The sequence below is a fragment of the Cognatundibacterium squillarum genome (assembly GCF_014652435.1).
Lineage (GTDB): Bacteria > Pseudomonadota > Gammaproteobacteria > Burkholderiales > Burkholderiaceae_D > Undibacterium > Undibacterium squillarum.
This window is the reverse complement of record NZ_BMYU01000003.1, coordinates 350,877-369,235: the sequence shown is the minus strand read 5'-3', so window position 1 is coordinate 369,235 and position 18,359 is coordinate 350,877. Positions and strand designations below refer to the sequence as shown.

General features: G+C 53.4%; 12 protein-coding genes. 5 read left to right on the top strand and 7 right to left on the bottom strand.

Annotation, left to right across the window (positions count from 1 at the left end):
* Nucleotides 1-22: 22 nt before the first annotated feature.
* Entirely contained in the window at nt 23-508 is a 486-nt protein-coding gene (locus IE092_RS08715) for an asparaginase domain-containing protein (RefSeq protein ID WP_189356695.1), read from the bottom strand.
* Between the two features lie 207 nt (nt 509-715).
* Between IE092_RS08715 and IE092_RS08710 the strand changes: the two genes are divergently transcribed.
* Entirely contained in the window at nt 716-1,489 is a 774-nt protein-coding gene (locus IE092_RS08710) for an L-asparaginase (protein ID WP_229793103.1), read from the top strand.
* A 346-nt stretch (nt 1,490-1,835) separates the two neighbouring features.
* Here IE092_RS08710 and IE092_RS08705 read toward each other — a convergent pair whose 3' ends face one another.
* Together IE092_RS08705 and putA are read right to left on the bottom strand one after the other, a co-directional pair.
* A complete protein-coding gene (locus IE092_RS08705) occupies nt 1,836-3,899 on the bottom strand; it encodes an NHL domain-containing protein (protein ID WP_189356694.1) in 2,064 nt (687 codons plus the stop codon).
* 394 nt (nt 3,900-4,293) lie between these two features.
* The gene (gene putA / locus IE092_RS08700; RefSeq protein ID WP_189356692.1) at nt 4,294-7,947 is read right to left on the bottom strand and encodes a trifunctional transcriptional regulator/proline dehydrogenase/L-glutamate gamma-semialdehyde dehydrogenase; all 3,654 of its coding nucleotides are present in this window, start codon (nt 7,945-7,947) and stop codon (nt 4,294-4,296) included.
* Nucleotides 7,948-8,103: 156 nt separating this feature from the next.
* Here putA and IE092_RS08695 point away from each other — a divergent pair, with 156 nt between their 5' ends.
* The gene (locus IE092_RS08695) at nt 8,104-8,562 is read left to right on the top strand and encodes an Lrp/AsnC ligand binding domain-containing protein (protein WP_189356690.1); all 459 of its coding nucleotides are present in this window, start codon (nt 8,104-8,106) and stop codon (nt 8,560-8,562) included.
* A 6-nt stretch (nt 8,563-8,568) separates the two neighbouring features.
* Nucleotides 8,569-10,488, top strand: coding sequence for an ATP-binding protein (locus tag IE092_RS08690; protein WP_189356689.1), 1,920 nt, complete (start codon nt 8,569-8,571; stop codon nt 10,486-10,488).
* 11 nt (nt 10,489-10,499) lie between these two features.
* On the opposite strand, the gene IE092_RS08685 is transcribed toward IE092_RS08690, so the two are convergent.
* The 3 genes from IE092_RS08685 to IE092_RS08675 all read right to left on the bottom strand — a co-directional run bounded on the left by IE092_RS08685 (nt 10,500) and on the right by IE092_RS08675 (nt 13,941).
* Nucleotides 10,500-12,011: an HD domain-containing phosphohydrolase gene (locus tag IE092_RS08685; RefSeq protein WP_189356687.1), complete on the bottom strand. Its 1,512-nt coding sequence runs from the start codon at nt 12,009-12,011 to the stop codon at nt 10,500-10,502.
* A gap of 181 nt (nt 12,012-12,192) precedes the next feature.
* Complete coding sequence (locus tag IE092_RS08680) at nt 12,193-12,894, bottom strand: riboflavin synthase subunit alpha (protein ID WP_189356685.1); 702 nt, start codon at nt 12,892-12,894, stop codon at nt 12,193-12,195.
* Nucleotides 12,895-12,960: 66 nt separating this feature from the next.
* Nucleotides 12,961-13,941, bottom strand: a complete 981-nt coding sequence (locus IE092_RS08675; protein ID WP_189356683.1) for a LysR family transcriptional regulator — start codon at nt 13,939-13,941, stop codon at nt 12,961-12,963.
* Between the two features lie 192 nt (nt 13,942-14,133).
* Between IE092_RS08675 and IE092_RS08670 the strand changes: the two genes are divergently transcribed.
* Nucleotides 14,134-14,451 carry a hypothetical protein gene (locus IE092_RS08670; protein WP_189356682.1) on the top strand — a complete coding sequence of 106 codons (318 nt, stop codon included), beginning with the start codon at nt 14,134-14,136 and terminating at the stop codon, nt 14,449-14,451.
* Nucleotides 14,452-15,082: 631 nt separating this feature from the next.
* Here IE092_RS08670 and IE092_RS08665 read toward each other — a convergent pair.
* Complete coding sequence (locus tag IE092_RS08665) at nt 15,083-16,939, bottom strand: phosphoenolpyruvate carboxykinase (GTP) (protein ID WP_189356680.1); 1,857 nt, start codon at nt 16,937-16,939, stop codon at nt 15,083-15,085.
* A gap of 414 nt (nt 16,940-17,353) precedes the next feature.
* Between IE092_RS08665 and IE092_RS08660 the strand changes: the two genes are divergently transcribed.
* Nucleotides 17,354-18,337 (top strand): D-2-hydroxyacid dehydrogenase family protein, encoded by a 984-nt coding sequence (locus IE092_RS08660; protein WP_189356678.1) that lies wholly within the window; start codon nt 17,354-17,356, stop codon nt 18,335-18,337.
* Nucleotides 18,338-18,359: the final 22 nt, after the last annotated feature.

The window sequence follows — 18,359 nt, the reverse complement described above, 5'->3', positions numbered from 1 at the left end:
TCTCCTTTTTATTGATACCGGTTTATTTATTGATAAACACGCCAGCCTGACGGTCTTTTTTCACATCATGCCACGGAAAGATCTTGCCATTCATTGCGACATGACAACCCGGTGGCAATAATTGTGCCGCAGCGCAGGCAAAACCGAGGTTAAAAAACGCATCCGAACCTGCGACTTCGTAAGGAATCATCGCGCCGGTAAACACGATAGTTTTGTCCAGATTCGCCGCGCCCAGCACTTCTGCGGTTTCGCGCATGGTATCGGTGCCGTGAATAATCACGATCGCTTTTTCCGGTGCATTCTGGCAAGCCTTCAGGATGGTCTGGCGGTGGCTGTCATCCATGTCCAGTGAATCAATCAGCATGCAGACTTCCAGTGTCGCCGGTACGGTCAGACGCGCGCGCTGCAGCACTTCCGGCAAATGGCTTTCCGCAAAATCCAGTTTGCCTGCGATTTCATTGTAATGTTTATCAAAAGTGCCGCCGGTGGCGAGAATACGTAAGCTCATAATCGTCCTGTCTGTGGATAAGTCGAAAGTCATGCAAATTGATGCTGATTGTAGCCTGCCTGCGCTTTTGCCGAAAGCTGCTACACTGTGCTGAGCCACGCCCGTGCACCGGCCCGCTGTCTCAGAACGCAGTCAGCGGCATTTTCCGGCACACGGCACCACGCAGCGGTCGTTTTTGCGACCGCTGCGGTTTTTTTTGAATGATGTATGAAGCCGATTGCCCCCGGAACCGTTATTTTTCACCGCCACCGCGGATTTGGTGTGCTGACTGCCGTTAACCTGATGACAGGCTGGGTCAGCGCACGCTTTGGTGCGGAACAACGCTGTCTGGATCTGAACTTATCCACCGATCAGTTACAACATGCGGATGGCGAAGCGATCCGCTTCCGCCTGCAACCACCGGAACGCATGCCGCATGCGCGCCTGATGGCGATGGTGCGGGCCTTGCACAGCGCCGGTTATCAGCGCCTGTATCTGTACAGCTTTCCGGTTGCGTCCGGCCTGCACTGGCGCTGGCATCTGTTCGCCGGACCGCGCCAGTGGCTGCACCGTCCGCTACGGCAGGGCTGGTATGGCAGCGGTGCCGATTACATTTTTAATCCCGTTATGGGCTGGGGCGATGCGCCCGGCGCCGGTACCGAAGAACTGATCGACGCGCTGGCGCGGTTTGATCCGGAAGGCCTCGCGCTGGCGCTTGGTCGCGATGAAGACTACGCAGCGTGGTTTGCACAAGTCTGTGAACAACTTTTGCCCGATTACGCATTCAGCCTTGGCAGCGGCGATGCGACATTGCCGTTTCCGCTGTATTTACCGACCATGCCGGTACGCGCCCGCCTGCCGGACTGTGCACATCGTCTGACTTATCCACCGGGCTGGAAAGAAAGCTGGCCCGCCCGCGATCTGTCCACCCACCTGCAACAAGCCGCCACCGTCCGCCACGACATCGCCGGCCACGGCTGGAATCTGCCGATGGAATGGTAAGCAGGGCGCAGATTTCCGGCTTCTTTCCGCACATGATCAGCACGGGAATTCCGCTCAGCCATACCGGATGAACTGTGCGCAAATACACATATATCCACCGCAAATCTGCGTCACTCAGACGACAAAACAGATACTCCCCCCGATTTTTAACAAAACCGGCTGCTTGTCGGCATGAATACTGGGCTCCACAAAATACCCCCGGGGGTATTTTTCGGGCAAAAAATGACCGTTATGAGAACGTTGGACGCTTTGTGAATAAAAAACCCCGCAACAGCGTGCGGGGTTGTAAGGGAGAGCAAAGTAACCGACCGTTGGGGATGACGGGCGAACAATGAGTTGCGTGAAATCAGTTCAGCGTTAACTGGAAAATGGCACCACCAATTTCGCGCGCATCCCCGCCTGCAAATACATGTAGTTTGCCGTTAACCCAGAATACACGGCGCGGCGCAGGAATCACACGAGACTTCAAGCCGGAAGCCGTTGTCCATTGCGGCTCAATCGTGCTGACTTTTCCGTCTGTACTGATTTTACGGATAGCGTTATCACACGTGTCGGCGACATACAGATTGTCCTGATCATCAACCGTAATACTGGCAGGACACTGAAAGGCTGCATCTGTCAGCACACCGTCCTTATGACCTTTTTTCGTGTAAGAGCCAGCGTACAGAGTGGTTTGTCCGTTACTGGACACTTTACGGATTGCGGCCATTTGATTTTCAAGAACAAATACGTTCCCCTGAGAGTCTGCTACCAAATCCGTGATAGACGAAAACCGTGCATTTTTCCCGGCACCATCAACCCTTGCTGCGTAAGCAGTATTACCAGCGATTTCAGTATATGTTCCATCAGCATTGAACTGCGCTATCGCATTTCCGGAATATTGAATATATACCTTTCCGGATTTCGATACTGTTACATCATTAATTTCAGGCAAGTCCTGTACATTCGGATTTTTTCCGGAAATCCGGGATAGAGCTCCCGATTTATCTAAGAGATAAATACTATTTTTGTTATTGTGGACAAGATAGGTATTGCCAGAAGGATCGTTACTCATTTTTATGACAGGGCGCTTGAAAATAACATTATTTGGCCCGTCTTCCCATTCGTAACTTTGGTATGTCGTTGTAAACACTTTATTTTTAAGATCATACTTACGTACCCGCTCAGTGCTTGGACTGATGTCGGCAACATACAGTGACTGGTCAGGGCCAGCTACCAATCCGGTCAAACGAACTATTGGCAGTGCCGATTCAAACGGTATATTTCGTTCAGGAATAAAGATATTTTTACCTGCGATAGTCGATACATTGCCTGCTGTATCAGCCTTTCGTATTGTATTTCCATCAATAAAAAATAAGTTGCCTTTTGCATCTGGAAACATCGCAAGTGGCTTCTGCAGGGTAGCATTGATACCGATACCATCGGAAGATGCTTCATCACCCGGCCGTCCGGCAACAAATTTAAGAATGTTATCGGTACTCTGCATCAATATCGCGTGCCCCTCTGTACGATAAACATTTCCCTTCTTGTCGTATCGTTGAAAGCCCTGCGTATCGTAAGAAAGATTTCTATCTAAATCACTATTGATAGTTAAAGTACGATCCTGAGAGATACAAATCTCGACACTGTATTGCAAATCTTTCACATAAATTTTGTCATTGTTATCGATATTCAGGCGGCCAATGTAGCTCAGATAGTCTGTCCCTATATTGTTTGGCTTACCACCGATGAATGTATTTCCCGGTCCGGCAAAGTCGCTAACAGCCCCGCTGGGACTTACCTTTTTTATAACGCGTTGATGTAAGTTTTGAAAATACAAATTGTCTTTACTATCAATCACCATATTAGGCGGCTGGGTATAAAGGTCTTCTTTGTAGTAATTAAGAGGGCTGTTCGGATCACTTACTTTAAAGCTTATCAGTGTCGTTACAATACCTGCGGGAGTAATTTTCCGGATTGAATCCAGGTCATAGACAAAAACATTATCCTGACTGTCAACTACAACAGAAAAAGCTGCCTTAAAGCGTGCGTCGCTACCAGTACCGTCCTGATATCCGTACTCTCCAGACTTGCCTGCTAATGTCGTTACCACGCCGTCAGCGGTAATTTTCCGGATCGTACTTCCGTCAGCCACATAGATATTACCTTTGCTGTCAGCGGTAATATCTTTCAGATAGAAGAAGCGAGCCGTGTCTCCTTGTCCGTCAAGATATGCAGCACCTCCTGTTTCACCCATCAGTATGTCTGCCCGAGCTGTGACAACGGGTGGCGTTACCGGCCCGCCTGTTCCGCTGCCGCTGCCCGAACCACTGTTTCCTGCGTCTGCGGATCCGCCACCGCCGCCACCGCACGCGGCCAGAAAGATACCTGCGATTGCACTGCACACTGCCGTTTTGATCAGGGAATTCATGTTGTGTATGAGTTGTACAAAAAAGAAACATTGTAAACTTTTTTAACAATGTGAAAAACAAGCAAGAATGTTTCACATGAAACATTGATGTGTTTTAAACATCGTTGTTTCGCTGAATTTAAATGCTTCCTGACTGAAAAGCAGATACTCCCCCTGTTTTGGATAAAACCGGCTGGTAGTCGGCATGAATACTGGGGGTTTTCAGATACCCCCGGGGGTATTTTTTGGCCGGATTTTGGCCTGTACCGGCTGAAGCAGTAATGTGAGGGTGACTGGCAAGGTACGGCGGGTGTTGCCGCTGATGTATTGTTGGAAGAAAGTTTGCAGCGGGGAGGGTGCAGACATAAAAAAACGCCGGATTACGCCGGCGCTTTCGGGTTGAAGCTGAACTGCCTCAGGCGGCCATTGCCATCAGGCTGGCGTTACCACCGGCGGCGGTGGTGTTGACGCACAGTGCACGTTCCGCGACCAGACGCCACAGCGGGATGGTGTCCTGTTCGTTGGTGTCGATCAGGGACACAATCGCGCCGTCTTTATCCGCAAATGGCTGACGGTACTGGCGCAGCAGGTCGCTGGCGACCAGTGCGATTTGTGCGCTGGTCTGGGCAACGTCGGCCTGTACGATCTGCGCCTTCACTTCTGCCGGCAGATTGGCTGGCAACAGCGCAGCGGTTTGCGGTGGCAGCACGGCCTGATTACCGGTCGCCAGAACAGCCGCGATCTGGTTCAGCAGGGTGTTGGTGTTGCTGGCGGCGCAGAAAATCTGACCACGCGGTACGAAGCTCAGGGTATTGCGTTCGCCGGTCGGGCCGGGCAACAGCATGGTGACCTGATACGGACTGTGGTGTGCGTATTGCTCACCCAGCGCCACAACCGGCAGTTTCTGTGCTTTGGCCCAGACCAGCAGTGCGTTCAGTGCCTGCGGAGTCTGACGTTCAAACACGGTATTACCGCCAACACCGATCTGCGGCTGACGCTGCAGGCGTTTCAGGTACAGCGGACCACCGGCTTTCGGACCGGTACCGGATTTACCTTCACCACCGAACGGTTGTACACCGACCACCGCACCGACGATATTACGGTTGATGTAGATATTGCCGACATGCGCACGGTTGACGATGAAGTCGATGGTTTCATCGATACGGGAATGCACGCCCAGTGTCAGGCCGAAACCGGTGCCGTTGATCTGATCGATCAGGGAACCGAGCTGGTCGCGGTGATAGCGCAGTACGTGCAGTACCGGGCCGAACACTTCTTTTTTCAGTTCCGACAGGTCTTTGATTTCCATGACGGTCGGTGCCACGAAAGTACCGTTGCTGCATTGTGCATCCAGCGTCAGGCTGTGGAAATTGCGTGCTTTGCTGCGCATCTGATCGATATGCGCCTGCAGATTACGCTGCGCTTCTGCATCGATGACAGGGCCGATATCGGTGACCAGTCTGTCAGTCACGCCGATGCGTAATTCTTTCATCGCGCCGTGCAGCATTTCGATGGTGCGGTCGGCGATATCTTCCTGCAGACACAGAATACGCAGTGCGGAACAACGCTGACCGGCGCTGTCGAATGCCGATGACACCACATCATTCACAACTTGTTCCGGCAAGGCGCTGCTGTCGACGATCATCGCATTCTGACCACCGGTTTCAGCGATCAGCGGAATATCGATACCTTCTTCCACAGAACGGCGTGCCAGTGTGCGGTTGATAATTTGTGCAACTTCGGTAGAACCGGTGAAGATCACGCCGCGTACGCGGGAATCTGCCACCAGTTGCGCACCGACGACTTCACCGGTGCCCGGCAGGAATTGCAGTGCAGCGCGCGGAATACCGGCTTCGTGCATCAGTTCCACCGCGCGGAAAGCGATCAGCGGAGTCTGTTCTGCTGGTTTTGCCAGCACCACGTTACCGGCGGCCAGTGCAGCACTGACTTCACCGATGAAAATCGCCAGCGGGAAATTCCACGGGCTGATACAGACCACAGGGCCCAGCGGCTGCACCGGTGCCTGATGTTCTACTTGTGCGGCGTAGTAGCGCAGGAAATCGATCGCTTCACGGACTTCAGCGATGGCATTCGGAAGGCTCTTACCGGCTTCACGTACCGCCAGCGCCATGAAGTCCAGCATGCGTTCTTCCATACGGTCTGCAGCAGCAAACAACGCAGCAGCGCGCTGTGCCGGTGCTACGGCAGCCCATTCCGGCGCGTGTTCTGCAGCGGCTTGCAAGGCGTGCTGTACATCCTGCGCATCGGCTTCGGTCACACTGCCGACCACATCTGCCAGATTGGCCGGATTGCTGACCGGACGGCTGGCCGTTGCGCTGACCGCGTTCAGCAGCAATGGTTTAGCATGCTGAGGCTGAGCAGCCACCGCTTCAAAATGCGCGGTGATTTCAGCCAGCGTTTGCTCGTTCGATAAGTCCAGACCTTTGGAGTTTTTACGTTCTTTGCCGAACATTGCGACCGGCATCGCAATACCGGAATGCATTTTGCCGCCCAGCTCGCGCGATACGGTGATCGGATCTGCCAGCAATTGTTCAATCGGCACCGCTTCATCGACGATCTGATTCACGAACGAAGAGTTCGCGCCGTTTTCCAGCAGACGGCGTACCAGATACGCGAGCAGGGTCTGATGCGAACCGACCGGTGCATACACACGGCAAGGTTTGTTCAGATTGTCTTTGCCGACCACCTGATCGTACAAAGTTTCGCCCATACCGTGCAGGCACTGGAATTCGTAATCGGTGACGCCGGCGGCATTCGCCCATGTGTAAATCGTGGACAGTGTCATCGCGTTATGCGTGGCGAACTGCGGGTAAATCACATCGGTGGCAGCCAGCAGTTTCTGCGCGCAGGTCAGATAAGACAGATCGGTGTAGACCTTGCGTGTATACACAGGGAAGCCGGTCTGGCCATCAACCTGAGCACGTTTGATTTCCGCATCCCAGTAAGCACCTTTGACCAGACGGATCATGAATTTGCTGCCGCTGCGGCGTGCCAGATCAACCAGATAATCGATTACGAACGGGCAGCGTTTCTGGTAAGCCTGCACCACGAAACCGATACCTTCAAAGCCTTTCAGATCCGCGTCGTATGCCAGCGCTTCCATCAGATCCAGCGACAGTTCCAGACGGTCGGTTTCTTCCGCATCAATATTCAGACCAATGTTGTATTGCTTTGCCAGTACCAGCAGTTTTTTCAACAATGGCAGCAGTTCCGTCATCGTGCGTTCACGCTGTGCTCGCGAATAACGCGGATGCAGTGCGGACAGTTTCACGGAAATGCCGGGACCGTTTTTGATACCACGACCGGCAGACGCTTTACCGATCGCATGGATCGCGGTTTCGTAGGCTTTGTAATAGAACTCAGCATCTTTGGCAGTCAGCGCCGCTTCACCGAGCATGTCGTAAGAATAACGGTAACCGCGTTTTTCATTATCAACGCTGTTACGCAAGGCTTCTTCAATGGTCTGACCGGTCACGAACTGGTTACCGAGCATACGCATCGCCAGATCTACGCCTTTGCGGATCAGCGGTTCGCCGCCTTTGGCGATCAGACGGGTCAGCGCTGCGCCCAGACCATTCTGGCTGGAAGAGCTGACCAGCTTGCCGGTAATCAGCAGACCCCAGGTCGCTGCATTAACGAACAGGGAAGGGGATTCGCCCAGATGTTTGGCCCAGTCACCTTTACTGATTTTGTCAGCGATCAGACGGTCCGCGGTCTGGCTGTCAGGAATACGCAGCAGCGCTTCCGCCAGACACATCAGTGCCACGCCTTCTTCGGAAGACAGCGAGAATTCATGCATCAGCGCATCCACGCCGGATGCACGGGTACGTTGCTGACGTACCGAGCTGACCAGACGGTGTGCCAGTTTTTCAACATCCGGTTGCAAACTGGTATGCGGATTTACCTGAGATAACAACCACTGAACTGTTTCACCTTCATCACGGCGGTATGCAGCAGTAATGGCCTGACGCAGGGAAGTCTGACTAGACAACAGCTCTGCGCGCAGCGCAGCAAACGGCTGAGAATTGACTGGCAAATTGGTGGGCATTTTAAATTAACCATGAAAACGAATATCGTTTCATTGTATAGATGCTCGCCAAGGATTAATTCTGGAAATCTTCGGATATATCAAAATTTTGTCTTTTGTGAGAAAATCTCACCAAATAATATTAAAAACCAATCCGATCCATCTTCATCGCCTTCTATGTTAGACAAAATCAGCAAAAGAATTCTGGCCGAATTACAAAATGACGGCCGTATCAGCAACGTTGAACTGGCAAACCGCGTCAACCTGTCTCCGGCCGCCTGTCTGGAGCGTGTGCGCAAGCTGCAGGAAGCCGGTTACATCCTCGGTTACACCGCGCAACTGAATCCGCATCTGCTGGATGTGGCGCTGCTGGTGTTCATCGAAGTGGTATTAGACCGTACCACACCGGACGTGTTCGACGCTTTCCGCCGTGGTGTGCAGGCAATTCCGGAAGTGCTGGAATGTCATATGGTGGCAGGTGGTTTTGACTATCTGGTCAAAGCCCGTGTCAAAGACATGAACGCTTACCGTGATTTCCTCGGCAAATCCCTGCTGCAGTTAAACGGTGTGCGCGAAACCCATACCTACGCAGTGATGGAAGAGGTCAAAAACACGACCTGCCTGCCGATCAAATAAACGATCATGCAAGCCCGCCTGGAAAGACTGGAAGCTGTTCAGGACGCAATACTGGCAATCAGCAGAATCTCTGCCAGTGGCAACGACATTTCCGGTTTTCTGCGCGAGGTACATCAGATCATTGGCCGCATCATGTATGCGGCCAATTTTTATGTGGCGCTGTACGATGCAACAGATAACACCATCCGCTTCGTGTATGAAGTCGATGAAGTCGATGCGCCACTCGATCCGGAAAAGCGGTTCACACTGCAGTCAGCAGAAGAATCACCGACCGCTTCCGTGATTCTGAACCGCAAACCGCTGGTCATGACAGCGGAACAGGATTCACACAAAGCCTGGGGTTACGGCACCCGTTCTGAACACTGGGTTGGTTATCCTTTACTCGATCAGTTCCGCAATGCATTCGGTGCAATGGTGATACAGAGTTACCGTGCTGATCAGTTATACACAGAAGAAGATCAGGCTTTATTCGGCCTGATCGCTGCGCATGTTTCCGCCACGCTGCAAAGTCTGCGCAGTGTGGATCAGCTGGAACATCTGGTGCGCGAGCGCACAGCGGCCCTGCATCAGCAAATCGAAGAAAAACAACGCGCAGAAACCCTGCAGCGCGTGCTGTATCAGATCGCGGAATTATCTATCGTCACTTCCGTCGGTGACCGCAAATTTGCGCGGCTGCATCAGATTATCGGGCAACTGATTCCGGTACCGAATTTCATGGTGGCTTTATTTGAACCTGCCACATCTGAGTTCCGCATCGCGTATTTTGTCGATGAAATTGATGGTGACCAGACCGGCATCCGTTTTCCGCTGGGACGCGGTCTGACTTCATATGTGGTGCAGTCCCGTCAGGCACAATTATTCAGCCGCGAACGGCTGGAACGGATGTCTGCCAGCGGTGAAATTGAAATTCTCGGCAATTTGTCTGCCTACAGCTGGATGGGCGCGCCTTTGCTCGCCGACGAGCATTTATTCGGCGTGATTATCATCCAGAGCTATCATCCGGATCTCAGCTACACCGATGCTGATCTGGAATTACTGAGCTTTGTTGCAAGCCATGTGGCAGCGGCACTGGCGCGTTTGCAAGCCAGTGAAGCGCTGGGAAAATCCAACCGCGAATTAACAGAAACCCTGCAGGCGCTGACCACTGCGCAATCTGAATTGATACATCAGGAAAAGCTGGCGTCGCTGGGCCGTCTTGTGGCCGGCGTCGCGCATGAAATCAATACGCCGCTGGGGATTGTTGTGACGGCGACCAGTCATCTGGCAGAGGAAGTGCAGCTGACACGTCAGGCCCTGCAACAGGGAACCCTGACGCAGAAAATGCTGGAAGAGTTTTTCGAAATCTGCGATGAGTCGCTGCGTATTCTGACTACCAACAGCCAGCGCGGTGCAGCGCTGGTGCGCAGTTTTAAACAAGTTGCGGTGGATCAGTCGCATGATGCGGCACGCCACTTTGATCTGAAGCGTTATCTGGATGAAACCCTGCTGGCATTGCAGCCCAAACTCCGGCTGCGTCAGGTAAAAGTGATGCTGGATTGTCCGGAAAATCTGCAATTACATACGTATCCTGGTGCGCTGTCGCAGATACTGACCAATCTGGTCATGAATTCGCTGACACATGGTCTGGAAAGTACCAGTGATGCGCGTATCAGCGTGCTGGTCAGACATGATCAGGAAACGGTGTTTCTTGAGTACGAAGATAATGGCAGCGGGATGTCCGCTGAAAATTTACAGCATTTGTTTGAACCGTTTTTCACAACGCGACGCGGGCAGGGTGGTAGCGGCCTCGGCGCACATATTGTGTATAACCTCGTGACTGGCTTACTGGGTGGCCAGATTCGTGCGCACAGTGCACCTGATCAGGGTTTACGCTACGAAATCCGCTTTCCGAAAATTCACAAGTCGGTTACCGGCACGCAAGCCTGATTCCATAGTGCTCAGTCCGGATAGCGACTGTTGATTTCCAGCGCTTTATCCACATTCTTAATCAGAATATTCACATAGTAAGGATCAAGGTGCGATCCGGCAGCGGATTCCAGATGCTGCAGTACCTGATCGACAGGCCATGCCGGTTTGTAGACACGCTTTTGTATCAGGGCATCGAATACATCAGCAACAGCGACGATACGCGCAAACGGATGAATATCTTCGCCGGCCAGACCTTGCGGATAACCATGTCCGTCATAACGTTCGTGATGCTGGTGCGCGATAATGGCGGATGCTTTTAATATCGGGCGCTGCGATCCGGCCAGTATCGACATACCGACTTCCGGATGCTGTTTCATGATTTCCCATTCCTCCACATCCAGCTTTCCCGGTTTCAGCAAAACTGCATCCGGCGTTGCGATTTTTCCGATGTCGTGCATCGGCGCTGCCTGCCGTAAAATCATCGCCTCTTCCGGATCCATGCCGGATTGCAGTGCAATCATGTAACTGATTTCTGACATACGACGCACATGGTTGCCCGCTTCATGTGAACGTGATTCGACCACATCGCCCAGACGCATAATCAGTTCGCCCTGGGTATCAGAAATTTCCTGATTCAGTAAAATATTATCAAACGCAATTGCCACTCCGGACGAAAACACTTCCAGCAGCTTCGCATCAATTTCCGAAACATCATGCACACCCTGCAATACCAGTAAGGATGTTTTCCCGCTGCGATTGGGAAAATATCCGATAAAGGTGTCGCCGTATAAATGGGATATTTTATTGACGCAGGTGGCGTCCAGCTGTTCCAGCAATACAGTGTCGAACGCTTCGGTTGCCTGTTCTTCATCGCCAAGCCGCGCCAGAATTTCATAGCGGTCTGCGCCCTGAATGCCGCTTGCACCGCGTACCCGCAACAACATACTGTGTTCCAGCTGCAGCAGTGCAACGACTTGCTGCAGCAAGCCCTGCGCAAAATCGTGTAAGTTTCTTTGCCGGAAAATAAGAGCGGACGCATCAATCACGCGCTCCAGACCCTCGCGGTAAGAGAGCTGGAAACGGTGCGCCTGTTCCACTTCCATGATGTCGCGGTAAGCACGCAGCGCGGCAAAAGTTGTAGTGAAGAGTTTTTTGCGGTCGAGTTCGGTTTTTTCTTTGTAATCATTGATATCGTATTCAACGATCACACTTTCTTCCGGCGCCTGTCCCGGCTGACCGGTACGTAATACGATGCGGGTGAAAGTATTCCCTACTTCACCCCGTAACCAGCGCACCACATCCAGTCCGGCGGTTTCGGTTTCCATCACCACATCCAGAAAGATCAGCGCGATGTCCTGATGTTCGCCGAGGATTTTGCGGGCTTCGGCACCACTGTAAGCATTCAGAAACTGCAGGCTGCGGCCGTCCAGCCGGAAACGGCTGAGCGTCAGCCGTGTCACGGTGTGCACGTCCGGCTCATCATCCACCACCAGCACTTTCCACGGTGGCAGAGACGGTTCTTCAGCTTGCAGGAATTGCATAGGAAACTCCTCAGATCTGGATGCACATCATTGCGACGGCATCAGGGCAGTTTCATTCTAGTTCCGGAAAGTAAGACTGTGCAGTTTTTCGCTGCTGATTTGACAATTTGTATCAAGCAATATGCTGGCTGGCGGACATGTCATGGTGTTCAGCGCCAGCCAATAGTTTCCGGACAAAAGATCAGCGCAGTTTGCCGGTCAGAATGCGCAACGCATCTGCGCCGCCCTGTTGTTGCAACACCTGTTCCAGTGCCGGCAGCAATGGCGCCAGTGTATCGGCCAGCTGGCGGCGTACAGTGTCGACAATCACTTGCGTGCTGCGTTCGATTTCAATATTCAGCGCCGCACCGGCTTGCTTCTGACGGAACACCGTCATGCGCAGGGTTTCCGGAATCAGCCAGACTTCAAACCAGCTTTCCGCCACATTGACTTCGGCGATTGTCAGGCTGGCACCATTGATGGCGACATAACCCTTCGCAAACAAATATGGCAGCCATTGTTGCGGCACGGCAATACGCAGCACGTAATTGTTTTCCAGTTCGCGCACCGCAGCAACACTGGCGGCAAAATCAACATGGCCGGACAAAGGATGACCACCGATTTCTGCACCATCGCGCGCGGCCCGCTCCACATTCACTTCCTGGCCAGTCTGATACTGCCCCAGCGTGGTGATATTCAGGGTTTGCTGCATCACGTCAAACGAAGCCGCATCGCCGCCATGCAGGGTTGTGACGGTCAGGCAGACGCCGTCTACCGCAACGCTGGCACCAATTTCCAGACCGGCAGCAAAGCCCGCCGGGAAAGCGATGCGGAAAGTACGCAAACCGGGTACATCGCGGATTTCTGCAATACGGGCCACGCCCTGAACAATTCCTGTAAACATAATTCGTCTGCCTGTTAAGTCCAGCCGCGATTGTAACTGGAATCGGAGCGCCCGTTCTGCGCGGCCTCAGTCGTCTTCCAGTGGCGCAACGTCCTGTTCCAGTTCCGGTACCAGATTCGAATGGGTCATGTTGACCAGATTATCACGCAGCCATTTATGCGCCGGATTGCGGCCATCGCGTTCATGCCACAGCATATCGACGTGGACTTCCGGCGTTTCAAACGGCAGTTCTTTGCAGATCAGCGCATCGGTCATACCGGTCGCGGAAATCAGATGGCGCGGCAGTACCGTGATCAGATCCGAATTTGCGACCACCCGGCCCGCGGTGAAGAATTGATTCACGGTCAGCAGAATGCGGCGCTCGCGGCCGCTGGCAGCCAGAATTTCATCGATCAGACCGTGGGCACGACCGGAAAAACTGACCAGCAAGTGATTCGCATTGCAGTAATCATCGACCGTGAGTTTGCTGTGCGCCAGCGGATGGTCTTTGCGCATCACGCAGACATAATGACCGGTGTATAAGCGTTCATGGCGGATTGCACTGTTACCGGCAGCTTGCCCGCCAGTCAGTTGCGCGACCACGCCGGGGAAAAAACCGACCGCGATATCAATATCACCACGCAACAGCATGGGACGCGGTTCGCGCGTGGTCAGTGGCATCATGCGCACTTTGACGCCCGGTGCTTCGGTCTGAATCGCCCGCATCAGGGTCGGCATCCACAAGGCGGCCGTTGCATCCGCCATCGCCATACGGAAAGTCACTGCGGCCTGCGAGACATCGAAGGCCCCCGGCGCCAGCGCCGATTCCAGCGTGGATAAAGCCTGCCGTATGACAGGCCACAGCGCTTCGGCACGCGGCGTCGGCTTCACACCATAGGCGGTGCGGATCAGCAATTCATCGTTCAGCGAATAGCGCAGGCGCTTTAAGGCATTCGATACAGCCGGCTGGGTCATAGCCAGTTTGTCTGCGGCGCGGGTCAGATTCTGTTCAATCATGACCGCATCAAACACCCGCAGCAAATTCAGATCCAGGGTAAGAAAATTCATGCGTAGTCTCCGCTCACTCAAATGGTGATGCCAGCGAGGGCACCGTTATTCCCCGTTCTTATCACTGTCCTGCGGGGATGTTTTTTATTCCATTCACAAACCGTATAGCATTTATCAGAAATCGGAATTGGAATGTTATGTTGCGTTGCAATATTATGCACCCATTATCTTACGATACAAGCGGATTTCATCATGTCTTTCCTGAATATTGCACTCCCAACCACAGCCAGCTGGGCCACTTCCGATGTTGTTGTCAGCGGCGTTACCACTACCCTGCAACTGTTTGCCTGCCTGGTATTGCTGACCAGCGTGTTTTTCACTTTCCGTCCTCTGTTGTCCGGTATCGCCCGCGCTTTCTGGGTCAGCCTGTTCCCGGCACGTACCCGCGCACAGGAAACAGCAGAACGTTTGCTGCGCACCCGTCTGACCCTGCGTCGTCTGGCAAATGACAGCGAACTGAGCTCGCCTGCCATGGCCGCTGAACTGCAGGCAATGGGCGCACGTACCTGATACTGCATCGCAACACGAAAATCTGAACGGCGTGCCACTTGCCGCCGTGCAGATATTCAGTGAAAAGCACCATCATCCCAACGGGAAATGGTGCTTTTTTGTTTTTCTGGCGACAAACATGCGCCGGCAGGATGGCACTGGCTAAGTCAGAGACAACAGCACGCGCAATTCACGGGGCTTACCGGGGATGTATATCGCTAGCTGCAAAGCGTGCCAGCCTGCGCCAGCCCTGTGGGAAGCCAAAACCGGCTGAAAATGACCGAAATGCGGTGTTCTGCACAGCGATCCGGCGGTCGTCGGCAGAAAGTGCGGCTCTCCGTTTTTGTGAAATGACGATATCTGCATGATGTGTTGACGCTGAGCTTGTCTGATCAGGCGTGGACGGACTGGGAGGGGGATAAGCGCTGGCGTCGCACGATGGACGAATTTCGCCGTCCGGATCGACTTAAAACGGCAGGAACACGGCTGCTGCAGTGCTATTGCGGATTCCTGAACTGGCATTCATATCTTGTGCAGGGCGCAGGCATTCCACGGCGTTTTCATTCATCCAGCAAAAAACCCCTGCAGTTCGCACTGTCAGGGGTTTTATTCACAAGGCCTGCGATCAGAATCGCAGGCACCGTGTTGCGGATTACAGCGATGCCAGACCGCTTTCCAGTTTCTGGCGGTGCTGTTCCAGTTCTGCCGGCAGATTGTAAGCCAGCTTGTCGAACAGTTCAGCATGCAGTTTCAGCTCAGCTTCCCATGCGGCTTTGTCGATGGAAGTGATTTGTGCGAATTGCTGTTCAGTGAAGTTCAGACCTTCCCAGTTCAGATCGCCGTATTCAGGGCTGGTACCGAACAGGTGTTCTTTACCTGCCGCTGCTTTGCCCTCGATACGATCCAGCATCCATTTCAGTACGCGCATATTGTCGCCGAAGCCTGGCCATACGAACTTACCATTTTCATCTGTACGGAACCAGTTGACGCAGTAAATTGCCGGCAGTGTGCCGCCTGCTTCTTCCAGTTTTTTGCCGACGTTCAGCCAGTGCTGGAAGTAGTCACTCATGTTGTAACCCATGAACGGCAGCATCGCGAACGGATCACGACGGACCACGCCTTGCTGACCCGCTGCCGCAGCAGTGGTTTCCGAACCCATGGTTGCAGCCATGTACACGCCTTCCACCCAGTTACGGGCTTCTGTTACCAGCGGTACGGTGGTGGAACGACGGCCGCCGAAAATGAAGGCAGAGATCGGTACGCCTGCAGGATCATCCCATGCCGCGTCCAGCACCGGATTCTGGGTTGCAGACACGGTGAAACGTGCATTCGGATGCGCGGCTTTACGGCCGGTTTCTTTCGCGATTTCCGGTGTCCAGTCCTTACCCTGCCAGTCGATCAGATGCGCAGGCGCTTCTTTGGTCATACCTTCCCACCAGACATCGCCGTCATCGGTGTAACCGACGTTAGTGAAGATGGTGTTGCCGGTCAGGGACGCCATGCAGTTGGAGTTGGTTGCGGTATTGGTGCCCGGTGCCACGCCGAAGTAACCGGCTTCAGGGTTGATCGCGTACAAACGACCATCTTTGCCCGGTTTGATCCATGCGATGTCGTCGCCGATGGTGGTGACTTTCCAGCCTTTGATTGCCGGAATCAGCATCGCAAAGTTGGTTTTACCGCAGGCAGACGGGAATGCCGCTGCCACATAGTGTTTTTTGCCTTCCGGAGATTCCACGCCCAGAATCAGCATGTGTTCTGCCAGCCAGCCCTGATCGCGGCCCATGGTGGAAGCGATACGCAGCGCGAAGCATTTTTTACCCAGCAGCGCATTGCCACCGTAACCGGAACCGAAAGACCAGATTTCGCGGGTTTCAGGGTAGTGAACGATGTATTTGGTGTTATTGCATGGCCAAGCAACGTCCTGCTCACCGGCTGCCAGTGGCTTACCGACAGTGTGTACGCAAGGAACGAAGTCACCGTCCGCGCCCAGCACGTCGTACACCGCTTTGCCCATACGGGTCATGATGCGCATGTTGACGGCTACATACGGAGAGTCAGACAGTTCCACGCCGATATGTGCAATCGGGGAACCCAGCGGACCCATAGAGAAAGGCACCACGTACATGGTACGGCCTTTCATACAACCGTCGAACAGCGGGTTCAGGGTAGCGCGCATTTCTGCAGGGTCCATCCAGTTATTGGTCGGACCTGCATCTTCTTTTTTCGCGGAGCAGATATAAGTGCGGTCTTCCACACGGGCAACGTCAGTCGGATCGGAACAGGCCAGATAGCTGTTCGGACGTTTTTCCTGACTGAGTTTTTTCATGGTGCCTGCAGCAACCATCTGTGCGCACAGACGATCGTATTCTTCCTGGGAACCGTCGCACCAGTAGATGCTGTCCGGTTTTGTCAGAGCGGCGATTTCAGCGATCCAGTTCAACAGTTTCTGGTGCTTAACGTATGCGGGTGCGTTCAGCGCTACCACGCCTTCCATGATAGGGTTATTCACGATACTACCTCCAATGCCATTCGGACTTTTCAGCGTAAGCACGGGCCGGAGAACCGGTCAGGGTTCACGCCTGCAAGTCCTGTTTAATAAAAAACCTGTGTAGCGGCACGGCAGGATCGTCGTTGGTCAGATGCGAGCACAATGAAAACCGGGGGTTTTCCAGCTCCAGCATGCAGAAACCTAGCGGCGGTTCTGTCGGATAATAAACCGGACGGACGGGTAATCCGGGCGGCGAACCAGCACCTGCTGGGGAGCTGGCAGAAGAATCAAAAGCTACTTAACAGGCTATTGTACACCCGTCGCTACGCTTGAGAACCTTTTTTATGTCAATTTCGTTAGCATACGACTATGCTTTTTGAAAGTGAAATGCTTTCATCTGTGGTGCATGTGCCATCAAACTGAGGGAAAACTCCAATGAAAATCGCGATTCTGGATGATTATCAGGATGTCGTCAGACAATTACGCTGCTTTGATTTACTGAAAGAACACGAAGTCAAAGTGTTTCAGCACAGCGCCAGCGGCGCGGGGCAACTGGCGATCCGGCTGGCGCCGTTTGATGCCGTTGTCCTGATACGGGAACGCACACGCCTGACCCGCGCTGTGCTGAATAAACTGCCGAATCTGAAACTGATTTCACAAACCGGCAAGGTATCCGGCAATATTGATGTAGAAGCGGCACGTGAACTGGGTATTGCAATCGCGGAAGGTGTCGGTGATCCGACTGCACCAGCCGAACTGACCTGGGCGCTGATCATGGCGGCCAGCCGCCGTATTCCGAACTATGCCAATCTGCTGCAGCAAGGCTTATGGCAAAGTTCTGCGATCAAACCTGAACTGAACGGACTCGGTCGCGTTCTGAAAGGACGCCGGCTCGGCATCTGGGGTTACGGCAAAATCGGCAAACTGATTGCCGGCTATGCACGGGCTTTCGGTATGCCGGTCTGGATCTGGGGCAGCGAAGCCGGCCGTCAGCGTGCACAGGCGGATGGCCTGGAAACCGCGCCGGACCGGCGGACTTTTTTTGCAGAATCCGATGTGGTGACATTGCATCTGCGCCTGAATGAACAGACCCGGCATATCGTAACGACCGACGACTTACAAGCAATGAAAAGTGATGCATTGCTGGTCAATACCAGCCGGGCAGAACTGATTGCGCCCGGCGCACTACTTACTGCTCTGGATGCAGGACACCCCGGTTTTGCTGCACTGGATGTCTTTGAAACCGAACCTTTGCCATTGCAGGATGCGCTCATGCGCCGTGAAAACGTATTGCTGACCCCGCATCTGGGTTATGTTGAGCAAGACAGTTACGAGCTGTATTTCCGCGCAGCTTTCAGCAATATTCTGGCGTTTGCCGCCGGACAGCCTGAAAATCTGCTGACACCGGCAGGTCGCTGATTTTCCAGCCTAACTGCAACTG